7 protein-coding genes are annotated in these 13,542 nt (G+C 44.8%); 3 read left to right on the plus strand and 4 right to left on the minus strand.

The features are described from left to right. Nucleotides 1–58 precede the first annotated feature (58 nt). From BACCELL_RS24380 to BACCELL_RS24390, 3 genes are all read left to right on the plus strand, one after another. Nucleotides 59–1,237: an ATP-binding protein gene (locus tag BACCELL_RS24380; protein ID WP_007217386.1), complete on the plus strand. Its 1,179-nt coding sequence runs from the start codon at nucleotides 59–61 to the stop codon at nucleotides 1,235–1,237. Nucleotides 1,238–1,270: 33 nt separating this feature from the next. Continuing rightward, on the plus strand, nucleotides 1,271–4,828 hold the full coding sequence (nifJ, locus tag BACCELL_RS24385; RefSeq protein WP_007214826.1) for a pyruvate:ferredoxin (flavodoxin) oxidoreductase: 3,558 nt from the start codon (nucleotides 1,271–1,273) through the stop codon (nucleotides 4,826–4,828). Nucleotides 4,829–4,930: 102 nt separating this feature from the next. Beyond that, nucleotides 4,931–5,119, plus strand: coding sequence for a hypothetical protein (locus BACCELL_RS24390; RefSeq protein ID WP_007214827.1), 189 nt, complete (start codon nucleotides 4,931–4,933; stop codon nucleotides 5,117–5,119). A 36-nt stretch (nucleotides 5,120–5,155) separates the two neighbouring features. Here BACCELL_RS24390 and BACCELL_RS24395 read toward each other — a convergent pair whose 3' ends face one another. The 4 genes from BACCELL_RS24395 to BACCELL_RS24410 all read right to left on the minus strand — a co-directional run bounded on the left by BACCELL_RS24395 (nucleotide 5,156) and on the right by BACCELL_RS24410 (nucleotide 13,521). Continuing rightward, on the minus strand, nucleotides 5,156–6,043 hold the full coding sequence (locus BACCELL_RS24395) for a PfkB family carbohydrate kinase (protein WP_007217384.1): 888 nt from the start codon (nucleotides 6,041–6,043) through the stop codon (nucleotides 5,156–5,158). Nucleotides 6,044–6,111: 68 nt separating this feature from the next. Continuing rightward, nucleotides 6,112–8,877, minus strand: a complete 2,766-nt coding sequence (locus BACCELL_RS24400) for a substrate-binding domain-containing protein (protein ID WP_081450850.1) — start codon at nucleotides 8,875–8,877, stop codon at nucleotides 6,112–6,114. A 154-nt stretch (nucleotides 8,878–9,031) separates the two neighbouring features. Next, complete coding sequence (locus BACCELL_RS24405; RefSeq protein WP_007214830.1) at nucleotides 9,032–11,221, minus strand: alpha-galactosidase; 2,190 nt, start codon at nucleotides 11,219–11,221, stop codon at nucleotides 9,032–9,034. A gap of 41 nt (nucleotides 11,222–11,262) precedes the next feature. Beyond that, nucleotides 11,263–13,521 carry a TonB-dependent receptor domain-containing protein gene (locus tag BACCELL_RS24410; RefSeq protein ID WP_044154408.1) on the minus strand — a complete coding sequence of 753 codons (2,259 nt, stop codon included), beginning with the start codon at nucleotides 13,519–13,521 and terminating at the stop codon, nucleotides 11,263–11,265. Nucleotides 13,522–13,542: the final 21 nt, after the last annotated feature.

Here is a 13,542-nt window from a genome sequence, read left to right on the forward strand (position 1 = left end):
CTTTGCAATTCTATAAAAAAGACGTATATTTGTCGCCCGATAAACTGAATTTAACAGCATGGAAGCATTCTACCGCACACACGCCTATCTTGTTGAGCATACCAATGCCCCCGTTCGCCGTGACCTCATGGATGAGATCAACTGGAACGACCGTCTTATCGGTATTAAAGGAACGCGTGGTGTAGGTAAAACCACGTTTCTGTTGCAATATGCTAAAGAGAAATTCGGCACTGACCGTTCCTGCCTCTTTATCAATATGAACAATTTCTACTTTTCTTATTTCAGCATCGTTGATTTCGCTTATGAATTCCAACGCCGCGGCGGAAAAGTATTGCTGATAGACCAGGTATTCAAACATCCGGACTGGAGCAGGGAACTGAGAATGTGCTACGACCGCTTTCCAAACCTCAAAATCGTGTTTACCGGTTCGTCCGTGATGCGACTGAAAGAGGAAAACCTGGAACTGCGCGATATAGTGAAGAGTTATAACCTGCGTGGCTTCTCCTTCCGTGAGTATCTGAACCTGCAAACAGGCATGAAGTTCCGTGCTTATACACTGGAAGAGATTTTGAGCAACCACGAACAGATTGCCAAAGGTATCCTTTCGAAGGTACGCCCACTGGATTACTTGCAGGACTATCTGCACCATGGTTTCTATCCGTTCTTTCTGGAGAAACGCAATTTCTCGGAGAATCTGTTGAAGACCATGAATATGATGGTAGAAGTGGACATCCTGCTTATCAAACAGATTGAACTGAAATATCTTTCAAAAATCAAGAAATTGCTTTATATGCTGGCAGTAGACGGTCCGAAAGCCCCGAACGTAAGCCAGTTGGCAAACGACATACAAACATCCCGTGCCACGGTGATGAACTACATCAAATATTTGGCAGATGCACGCCTTATCAATATGGTATATCCGAAGGGAGAAGAATTCCCCAAGAAACCATCGAAGATTATGATGCACAACTCCAACCTGATGTACTCCATCTATCCCGTGAAAGTGGAAGAACTAGATGTGCTGGACACTTTCTTCGCAAATTCCCTGTGGAAAGATCACAAGGTGAACAAAGGCGACAAGAATATGTCATTCCTGGTGGACGATGTGATGCCTTTCAAGATTTGTCCGGAAGGTATGAAAATAAAAAATAATCCCGGCGTCACCTATGCCCTGCACAAAGCGGAAATAGGAAGGGGGAATCAGATTCCACTCTGGATGTTCGGCTTTTTATATTGAGATTTATTCACTTAATAATAATTCAATTTAGTTATGACTAAACAGAAGAAATTCATTACTTGTGATGGTAACCAGGCTGCTGCGCATATCTCGTATATGTTCTCTGAAGTAGCTGCTATCTATCCCATCACTCCCTCTTCTACGATGGCTGAGTACGTAGACGAATGGGCTGCCGCAGGACGCAAAAACATCTTCGGCGAAACAGTATTGGTACAGGAAATGCAATCGGAAGCCGGTGCTGCCGGAGCCGTTCACGGTTCATTGCAAGCCGGTGCGTTGACTTCAACGTACACTGCATCTCAAGGTCTGTTGCTGATGATCCCGAATATGTACAAGATTGCCGGTGAATTCCTGCCTTGCGTATTCCACGTATCAGCCCGCACACTGGCTTCTCACGCGCTGTGTATCTTCGGTGACCACCAGGATGTTATGTCAACCCGTATGACAGGTTTCGCCATGTTGGCAGAAGGTTCTGTACAGGAAGTTATGGACCTCTCCGGTGTTGCTCACTTGTCAACTATCAAAGCTCGTGTACCGTTCGTTAATTTCTTCGACGGCTTCCGTACTTCTCACGAAATCCAGAAGATCGAGATGTTGGAAAACGACGATCTCGCTCCGCTGATTGACCAAAAAGCTCTGGCTGAATTCCGTGCTCGCGCATTGAATCCGATGAATCCGGTTGCCCGTGGTATGGCTGAAAACCCCGACCACTTCTTCCAGCACCGTGAATCATGCAACAACTACTACGAAGCAGTTCCTGCTATTGTAGAAGAATACATGAATGAAATTTCTAAAATCACAGGACGTAAATATGGATTGTTCGATTACTATGGTGCTGAAGACGCAGAACGCGTAATCATCGCTATGGGTTCTGTAACCGAAGCTGCCCGTGAAGCTATCGACCACCTGATGGCTAATGGCGAAAAGGTAGGTATGGTTGCCGTACACCTGTATCGTCCATTCTCTGCTAAGCACTTCCTGGCTGCTGTGCCTAAGACTGCTAAGACTATTGCAGTTCTTGACCGTACGAAGGAACCGGGCGCGAACGGCGAACCGTTGTACCTCGATGTTAAAGACTGCTATTATGGTGCAGCTGATGCTCCGGTAATCGTAGGCGGTCGTTACGGTTTGGGTTCTAAGGACACTACTCCTGCTCAGATCATTGCCGTATTCAAGAATCTGGCTATGCCGATGCCGAAAAACCACTTCACTATCGGTATCGTAGACGACGTAACCTTCACTTCACTTCCTCAGGAAGAAGAAATCGCATTGGGCGGTGCAGGTATGTTCGAAGCTAAATTCTACGGACTGGGTGCTGACGGTACAGTAGGTGCTAACAAGAACTCTGTGAAAATCATCGGTGACAATACCGACAAACACTGCCAGGCTTACTTCTCTTACGACTCAAAGAAGTCAGGTGGTTTCACTTGTTCTCACTTACGTTTCGGTGATACTCCGATCCGTTCTACATACTTGGTAAACACTCCGAACTTTGTGGCTTGCCACGTTCAGGCTTACCTGCACATGTATGATGTAACCCGCGGTTTGCGCAAGAACGGTACATTCCTGCTGAATACAATCTGGGAAGGCGAAGAACTGGCCAAGAACCTGCCTACCCGTGTGAAGAAGTATTTCGCTAAGAACAATATCTCTGTATACTATATCAACGCAACTCAGATTGCACAGGAAATCGGTTTGGGTAACCGTACCAATACAATCCTGCAATCTGCATTCTTCCGTATCACAGGTGTAATCCCTGTTGACCTGGCTGTAGAACAGATGAAGAAATTTATCCAGAAGTCTTACGGCAAGAAGGGTGAAGATATCGTAAACAAGAACTATGCTGCCGTTGACCGTGGTGGTGAATACAAGCAATTGACCGTTGATCCTGCTTGGGTTAACCTGGCTGACGACGCTAAGACTGAAAACAACGATCCTGCATTCATCAACGAAGTAGTTCGTCCGATCAATGCACAAGATGGTGACTTGCTGCCGGTATCTGCATTTAAGGGCATCGAAGATGGTACTTGGTATCAAGGTACAGCTAAATACGAAAAACGTGGTGTAGCTGCTTTCGTTCCCGAATGGAATGCTGAAAATTGTATCCAGTGTAACAAGTGTGCTTATGTTTGTCCTCACGCTTCTATCCGTCCGTTCGTTCTGGATGCTGAAGAGCAGAAGGGTGCAAACTTCGAGATGCTGAAAGCTGTAGGTAAAGTATTCGACGGTATGACATTCCGTATCCAGGTTGATGTTCTCGACTGTCTGGGTTGCGGTAACTGTGCCGATATCTGTCCGGGTAATCCGAAGAAGGGTGGCAAGGCTTTGACTATGAAACATCTGGAAAGCCAGTTGAACCAAGTTCCTAACTGGGATTACTGTGCTGAAAAGGTAGCAAGCAAGCAACATCTGGTTGATGTTAAAGCTAACGTAAAGAACTCTCAGTTCGCTACTCCGTTGTTTGAATTCTCAGGCGCTTGCTCCGGTTGTGGTGAAACTCCGTACGTGAAGTTGATCACTCAGTTGTTCGGTGACCGCGAAATGGTAGCCAATGCAACAGGATGTTCTTCTATCTACTCCGGTTCAGTACCTTCTACTCCTTATACTAAGAACGAAAAGGGTCAAGGTCCTGCTTGGGCAAACTCTTTGTTCGAAGACTTCTGCGAATTCGGTTTGGGTATGGAACTCGCTAATGAAAAGATGCGTGACCGTATCGTGAAACTGTTCAACCAGATTCTGGAAGGTGACAATGCTCCTGCTGAGGCTAAGGAAGTATTGAAAGCATGGATTGAAAACATGTACGACGCAGACAAGACTAAAGAACTTGCACCTCAGATCGAGGCTATCATCGAGCAAGGCATCGCTGCCGGCTGCCCGGTTAGCAAGGAACTGAAAGGCTTGACTCAATATTTAGTAAAACGCAGCCAGTGGATCATCGGTGGTGACGGTGCTTCTTACGATATCGGTTACGGTGGTCTCGACCATGTAATCGCCAGCGGTAAGGACGTTAACATCCTGGTTTTGGATACTGAGGTTTACTCTAACACAGGTGGTCAGTCTTCTAAGGCTACTCCGGTGGGTGCTATCGCTAAGTTTGCCGCTGCCGGTAAGCGTGTACGTAAGAAAGACCTTGGTTTGATGGCTACTACTTACGGTTACGTTTACGTAGCTCAGATCGCTATGGGTGCTGACCAGGCTCAGACTCTGAAAGCAATCCGTGAAGCTGAAGCTTATCCCGGACCGTCACTCATCATCGCTTATGCTCCGTGTATCAACCACGGTCTGAAGCTGGGTATGGGCAAGAGCCAAGCTGAGGAAGAAAAGGCTGTTAAGTGCGGTTACTGGCACTTGTGGCGTTACAACCCGGCTTTGGAAGCTGAAGGCAAGAATCCGTTCCAGCTGGATAGCAAAGAACCGGATTGGTCTGGATTCCAGGACTTCCTGAAGAGCGAGGTTCGTTACTCTTCTGTAATGAAACAATATCCTTCAGAAGCTGCTGAACTGTTCCAAGCTGCCGAAGACAATGCCAAGTGGCGTTATAACAGCTACAAGCGTCTGTCTAAAGGAAACTGGGGTGCTGATGCCGAATAATTTCGATTATTAAAATAGTAAATAATAAACTCTGAAAAATGAAGGCTGCACCGTGAACCGGATGCAGCCTTTATTTGTTTTCAAACAAAAGCAACGAACATTATGATTGGATTTATTATTTGGATTATAGGCCTGATACTTGCTATCAAAGCCGTATTGGAAATTATGCAATGGAAGGTAGATGGCGTCAAGAAACTATTGGTCGCTATTCTTGTATTGCTCACCAGTTGGATCGGACTGATCTTTTATTATTTCTGGGGAAGAGACAATTTACCTTCAATGTTGAAATAAACAGATCTATCTGTATAAAAAAAGAAAATGCCGTACTTAAATTACGGCATTTTCTTTTTTTATTAAGCTATGTACGTCTTCCTCCGTTCCACCGAACGGACCGTAGCTCTGTAGTTTGACGGAACACATGGCAGCGGCAAAACAACCGGCTTCCTGATAAGATGCTCCTCTTTTACGCATATACAGATAGCCCGCCATATACGTATCCCCACAACCGGTAGCATCGGCAACATTCTCTACCGGATATGCCGGAATTTCATAGAATCGTTCATCAACATAAATAAGTGAGCCTTTGTCTCCCAAAGTCAGCAAGACTTCCTTCACTCCCCAGTCCGCCAATTTAACAGCAGCATCATAAGGATCTGAACATTGCGTAAGTACCTCCATTTCGTGTTCATTAGCTTTCAAGATATGGATATATTTCAAGGCTTCTTCTTTTTCAGCCCAGTCCACCGCCAATACTTCTTCGTTCTGCACTTCACGCAAATAACCCTGCACATCAAGAGAAAGTAATCCTTTCCCGGCAAGATATTTGATAACATCCAGTGAAAAATCATCCGCCAGTAAACTACCCAAATGAAAAATCCGGGCATTTACATCCTGCAAACCTTCAATCGTAAAAGGATCAGCTTTAGCAGTAACCCGCTGCTTTCTTTCATTGGTATCCTCGCCATAAATATTCTCAAAGCAGATGGAATGGATGCTGGGGAGTACTTTCACTTCAATGCCGTCTGTCCTCAAATCATCCACCACCGGCATCTCGCTATCAGCCAAGGCGGTGACAAGTTGGAATCCTTCCGTACTCAGGTGTTTGATGGCATGCGCAAAATAGAAAGAGGTTCCTCCGGGCATGTGCACAGTTTTCTGCGGAGTAACTACTTTATCCAAAGTAATATATCCGATACAACAAAGATCGTATTTCATAAAATATTCAGTTCCATTTTTCAGACTGCAAAAATAGCCAATAATTATCGTTTCTTCCCCCTGCAACGCTATAAATTCTTCCGTTTTAAGAAATCCGTCGGACTTTCACCGAATTGTTCCTTATAACACTTCGTGAAATAAGACGGAGAAGAGAAACCGACTTCATAAGCAATTTCCGCAACCGTCATTTCTGAAGAAGCCAACAGGGAAATTGCTTTTTTAAGGCGTGCCTGGCGGAGCAATTCATTGGGAGCATAGTTAGTAAGTGATTTCAGTTTACGGTAGAGTTGCACACGGCTCAGTCCCATATCTTTGCCTAAGTCTTCCACATTCAGTTCCGGATCTCTCATTTTCTCCTCTACCAGAGATTTAAAACGAGAGACAAAATCTTTATCAATATCACAGATATTCTCTTTCGCCAATGTCTGATTATCACCGAAGAACTGGCGAAGCTGCCGACGGGAATCTATCAGATTCCGGATACGGGACAGTAACAACTGAGAATTGAAAGGCTTGGATATATAAGAGTCAGCACCACCATTATACCCCTGAATACGTTGTTCATCAAGTGAACATGCTGTAAGAAGAATCACGGGAATGTGGCAAGTCTGCAATTCGGTTTTCAACCTCCGGCAACACTCTATCCCGTCCATACCAGGCATCATGACGTCGGAAACAATCACATCGGGAACATATTTCATTGCGAGACGAATCCCTGTAGCAGCTTCCGGTGCATCCAGCACATGATATTCTTCAGCAAGTAGTGTTTTTACGTAATTGCGAATATCGGCATTATCGTCAATAACCAGCACTGTCGGGCGATCTGCAGTTTTCGTGTCTTCCTCATCCAAGGGTAAATCTGTTTCTATCAATGTAGCAGAGACTTCCGCTTCCTCAGTGGGAAGAGTAACAACCGTAGGATGATACAGAGAAACACTCTGCGCCGGAAAAAGAACGGTAAAAGTCGCTCCTTTTTCATTGCTATGGGCAGTGATCTGTCCGCCATGCATCTCTACGAAGGCACGGACAAGCGCTAATCCGATACCTGTACCGGCCTGATGTCCGTCTATCTGGTAGAAGCGTTCAAAGATAGCATCCACCTCTTTTGGGGAAATATGGCTACCTGAGTTAAATACAGAGAAACGGTAATTAGTCGTTTCCGCCTCCAGCTTAACCACTATTTTTCCATTCTCGGGTGTATATTTCACAGCATTGGATAGCAAATTGAAATAGATACGTTCCATCTTCTCACTATCTGCCATCATGCGGAAATCTGTGTCAGGTGTAACTTCAAAAGAAAAGGAGATATGCTTTTTCAGCAACGCCATACGGAAAGAATCATTCCAGCCGCGGAAACTACTTAAAAGATCGAATGGTTCCAAATGAAGTTCCATCCGCCCGTTCTCTACCTTACGGAAATCAAGAATTTGATTAACAAGACGAAGAAGGATGTTAGCGTTCTTCTTCATCAGTTCCAGTAGTTGATGCGGATGCTCTCCAAGAGACTTATCGGCAAGAAGCTGGTTGATAGGATCTGCTATCAATGTCAACGGAGTACGGAAGTCGTGAGAAACATTCGTGAAGAATACTAGTTTGGCATGGGTGGCCTCTTCCAGTTCGCGGGAAAGCTGTTCCAACTGTTCTTTCTGCTGAATGAGCAGCTCCTTCTGCTGTGTTAATTGTTGCTTCTGTTCCTCTAACTTCTCCTTCTGCCGGGACAGTTCACGATTCAGGCGATTTTTGGTACGCAAAGAAAGATAAACGGCAACCAGTAAACCGATTACCAATAAAAGTACCAATAAGCTGCCATATAATATGACTTGCTGCGTAGCGTAACGATCAAGGAACTGACTCATCTTTCCATTCATCGTTTCTATTTTTTCATCAAGGGTAGCAATATGCGAGGTCTGCATTTGCATAATCTGCGCATTGGTAGCATCTACAACAGAAGTACTCAATATGGTTTCACGAGGAAAGTCCCGCTTATTCAGGATATCCATCGCCATCTGTATCACACGGTCACCACCGGTAGGATAAATAAACGTGGCATCCAGTTGACCATTCAGCACTTGTTCTACGCCATACCCTTCACCGGGCAAAGCATCCGTACCGATAAAGCGCATTTCTTCTGCCCTACCCTGCCGCTCAGCAACATCATAAGCTCCTGCCGCCATTCGGTCGTTCTGTGCATACACTACATCTATTTCAGAAAAGCGCGCCAAAAGAGTATCCATCTTCTCTCCTGCCTCAGAGCGTAGCCAGCCGGCATCTTCACGTGCCAGAAGCTGAATGCCGGGATAAGGAGATATGGCAGCAACAAATCCCTGATGACGGTCCATGGCCGGTGTAGAACCTGTCAAACCGGCTATCTCCACAACGTTGCCTTGTCCATGAAGCATATTAGCAACATAGTTACCTATTGCTTTTCCTAACTCATAGTTGTCAGCACCTATATAAGCAGTATATTTATCAGAAAGTATCTTGCGGTCGAAAACAATGACGGGAATTCCCCTGTCGAAGGCTTCCTCCACTACCGGAGTGATAGGTGCAGCTTCATTGGGTGCAACTACAAGCAAGTCCACTCCTTCTTTGATGAAATTACGGATATCTTTTATCTGTTCTGCATTATCATCTTTTACCGTACGAATATCAATTTCTACTCCGTCATAGAAAAGTGCCTCGCGCAACATTTCATTGTTCATCTGATGTCGCCATTCATCATCGCTGCACTGGGAAACTCCAATACGGAAACGTGCTTCGCGATGGGTACACGAAGTGGTCAACCAAAACCAGGAAAGTGAAACAAGTAATAATTGGATAGTATATCTTCTCATCTTTTCCGTTATTAGTAACGCAAATATAAAAATATTATCATAGGTATCGTTATCTGTTTCTTAAAAAAACTCCCTATTCCACCGATTTTTAACTCGGACAGAATAGGGAGACTACTATTGCCGGAAAGAAGGACAGACAAACCAGATAAGGCTATTATTGAGCTGTAAGCTCAATAACATGGCTCTGAGTCGCTGTAAAACCAAATACATTCAAACCAACTTTCATCAGATAATCACCGGAATAAACTTTCCCGCTAGATTCTAATTTAGATTCAGTAGAGGGCATCAAATTGATTTCTTCCACTTTATATTGCTTGTTCGGATTTAATCCCTGAAGTTTGACTGTCATCAGTTTCTCCTGGAAACGCGGATGGATATCATAAGCAAATAATACAGCTTTGTTTGCATCCTTGCTTACATAATTCAGTGCCATGTGATTGCCCTCATACGGAGACACCAAACGATATTGATCACCATCCATAATGGCACTTTGCAGACGCTTCCAGTTGGCAACAGCCGTCTGGCAGTAAGTCAATTCATCAGCCGTGAGTTCTTTCAGACCTATATCAAAACCAAGCTTACACATAGAAGCTACATCCGTACGGAATTTTACAGAAGTCGCTTTATTCCAACTGGTCACATGGGCATCCATAGCTTTCGCAGGGAAGAACTGGGAAAAGCCCCACTGGATATAAATACGTTCTACAGGATCCGTATTGTCGCTGCACCAGAACTCTGTGAAATATTTAAGCGCTTCGTAATCGCAACGGGCACCACCACCGGAACAAAGCATCATCGGGACATCAGGATAATTCGCTTTCACACGCTTCAGAACATTATAGATGCCACGGACATGATCAATATACAACTGTCCCTGTTTGTTCTTCAGATACGGAGAATAGATATTGGTGATAGGACTGTTGCAATCCCATTTGAAGAAAGCAACTTCGGGATTCTCCTTCATTATATTCTCTACAACACCATATACATAATCCTGCACCTTTGGATTGCTAAGGTCAAGTACCAATTGGTTACGGTAATAATATGTTTCACGATTAGGCAGTGTGATCGCCCAGTCCGGATGTTTCTCGAAGAGTTCGCTCTTGGGATTCACCATTTCTGGTTCAATCCAGATACCGAACTTCACATCTGCATCCTTGGCAGCTTTCACCAGCGCCGGAATGCCACCGGGCAATTTATCGTGATTCACATCCCAGTCTCCCAAACCCGCATGATCATTCTTACGGGGATATTTGTTCGCAAACCAACCATCGTCCAACAAGAACATATCTACACCCAGATGCTTGGCTTCCTTCATTAACTCGGCCAGTATCTCCTGGTTAAAGTTAAAGCCTGTATTTTCCCAGTTATTCAGAAGAGTCAGACGACTCCCTTTACCATCTTTCAAGCTGTAGTTGCGTGCCCACTCATGAAGGTTACGGCTTCCTTTCCCGGCACCGTCATTACTCAAAGTAAATATGAATTCGGGAGTGGTAAACACTTCATTCGGTTTCAGTTCATAATTCGAAGCGTAAGGATTGATACCGGGAATCACACGAAGATTCCCAACATTGTCCACTTCAAACGTAAAGCGGAAATTACCGGTCCATCCCAACGTACCCATCAATACATTTCCCTGATGTTCGCTGACCGGCTGATCCAACCCTACTTCAAAGAAAGGATGCGTATGCATGGCAGCACGACTTCCCAACTTCGTATCAATTACTTTCTTGCCAAATTGCAATTGCTGGCTGCTCATTTGCGCTTCCTTTGCCCAGTCACTACTGAACTCAGTCAGGTAATAAGCGGAATTATTGAAATAAAGCATGGCAGAGGCGTATGTAGAAAGCAGGACAGGTTTCTTTTCCTGATGCTTGATTTCACTCCAAATCTTGATAACATTTTCTTTCGGATAAGCCACATAGTGCAGAGTGACGTCTACCGGATACTGATCGTCACGGAGATTAACCACAGTTTCCGTACCACCCTCAACCGCCTTGGAGGAGGAAGAAACATAATACAACATAGTGGACGGATTGCCATCATTGTGAGTGATAGCGATAGCCGGTTCAAAGTAATCTTCATTACCCGAACCACCATACACTTCCCAACCGCGTTTACTTACACTACCATCGGCACCGGCATGGATATTCCACTGAAAGTTATTCAAATCCTGCTCATGCAGCAGTTTTTCACCTAAGTAAGTTTGATACAGACGGCCGTTGTCGCCTACCTGAAGCACCAGGTCGGTGTTATCCGTAGAAATACGGATCGTTTTGTTTTCCGCTGCATTGGCATACGACAATGTAGCACATGCAAAGAGAGTTACAAGTAAATTTTTCATGGTGTACAATGAATTTAGTTACAAAAATATATTAAATTAATTTAGAATGAAAGGCTTGCACTGAATTCCAGTGTAAATGGACGCAAGTAATTACCACTCATATAATGATCTTTGAATTTACCTGCTTCTTCCTTGCCCAGTAGTTCGGCGCCGCTGATAGTTCCGCTTGCACCCTTTTGGTTCAGGAAGTTCACTACCGTTGCCCCCAGTGAGAGGTGCTTATTCACTTTCCAGTTCACACCACCGAAGGTTTCCCAACGACCGTTGAAATAGAGGGCATTAGTCAGATTGGCATACGTCTTCCCGAAATAACGGAAACTGAGCCACAAGCGCAGATCGGGAGTTATGTTATAACTGGGATCTATTTCAGCCAGTATCTGCGGAATTTCTTTCACTATGTTGCCATTAGCATTCAAGTCAGGCACTCCTTCAAACGGAGATTTGATGAAGTAGTTGTTATAAGTCGGTTTCTGATAAGTGAACAGGGTATGCAGATGGAAACCCTTGAAAGGATTGATTTCAGCGGAAGTGGTCCAACCCAATGTCTTGATATCGTAAATTAGCAAGGTCGTCTTGGACTGCGTTGTTCCCGGTTTGGTTACATTCTGCTGGTCTATATTATTCGACTTGGAAATATAAGTAATCATCGAAGTCAGGTTTATCCAGTCATTCTGATAAAACAATCCGCCACGCAGCAAAGGGATAGTCACACGCTTATATTGCTCTTCGGTAGGTCCTGTTCCGGCATATTCATTGATACGTGGGAAGCGGGTGGCGACGGTTCCGTCGGCAGTCAGCCCGAAGTTCTTGGTCAACTTATAAGTAAATTGTGCCGTTGCAGCATAGTTCAGCTTATCTTTTACTACTTTCTGCGGCTGTATCTTTTCAGTAGAAAGTATATTCCCTTGATTGTCCGTATATTCGTGAGTATCACCGATGTGGAAGCCGGAATAGCGACCATAAGGAATCTGATCGGCAGACATACGGTAATATTCCAGACGGGCACCATAATAGACAGTGAATTTCGGACTTACCTGCCAGTTATCCGTAAAGTAGGCAGCCAGTTTGTTTTCGGTCCCTTTGGTATATTCCGGACTCAGCTCATTGAAACCACTGAATTTAGCAGTAGTCCCGTCAGCTACCACACGATTCAGTATCTGCGGATATTCAGTAACCGTGCCTACCCATTGAAAAGAAGAAGAGTGATAATCCAAATGATAAAACCATTCATTCAGCCCCAGGCGTACGTCATGGTCGCCTATCTTCTTTTTCAGTTCGGAAGTAAGCAATGCATTCTTCACTTTGCCAAGATGCAACCAGGTACGCCTGCCTTCGACCAATCCGGTATAGGCATCCTCCGAACCATCCTGAAAAAGGCCGTCCGCCACCGTGGCTTTGTTGATATTGCTACCACCAAAGTCCACATAGTTAGCTTCGGGAGCATTCATAAACTTGGCATTCAGCGTCCAGTTCAGATTGTTACGGAAGGTATAATCAAACAGCATAGCCACTTCATGCGCCTTATTGCCTGTAAAGTCACCAAACCGACCGCTCTTCATCTTTCCGTCCATCACATCCATGTACTGAAAACGTCCACCTTCGGGAGCATACGAAGAAGTTCCTAACTTGAAGCCAGGAATTTCTTTCACACTGCCATCTCCCACATAGATAAACGGAGCAGCGTTAATCATCGAACCCAATGCACTGCTTTTTGAGAACTTATAGATAACTGAGAACCTTCCGCGATTATTGTTGAAAAGGCGCGTCAGCCCTGCATGATAAAGTTGGGTACGGTCACTGAAGTTTTCAAACTTAGGAGAGAAACTACCCGGATCGAAGTTCTGATAGATGCTGGCTGTATAGAGCCAGCGGTTTCCGATGCCACCGGACACATTCATGTCTATATTTTGCCACCCAAAATGGTTGGTGCGGTAATTCAAGACTCCTTTGAACTCCTTTTGCCCCAATTTGGAGAAAGAATTTACGGAATAAGCGATGTTTCCGGTAGCAATAGCAGATTCAGACGGTGTCATCAGCCCTAATTCGCCCAGGCTGGCATCGCTGCGCCAGTGAGTAGCCAGCTTATGCACAGCCGAAGAATAGACAGCGGGTAATCCGTTTTCATACACATTTACATCTTCACAGGGAAGTCCGATCTGAATTTCACGGGGCTTGTTTGCATCCGAAGCATTCAGCATTACATTGCGTTCGCTGATCTCCGTTTTTTTACTACTGATAGTGTCATTCTCTACCGGTTTGCTCGCTGTTGCAATAGTAGCGAATGATAAGGCTGCCGATATGACATAAGAAAAGAGACTTGC

The organism is Bacteroides cellulosilyticus DSM 14838 (genome assembly GCF_000158035.1).
Taxonomy (GTDB): domain Bacteria; phylum Bacteroidota; class Bacteroidia; order Bacteroidales; family Bacteroidaceae; genus Bacteroides; species Bacteroides cellulosilyticus.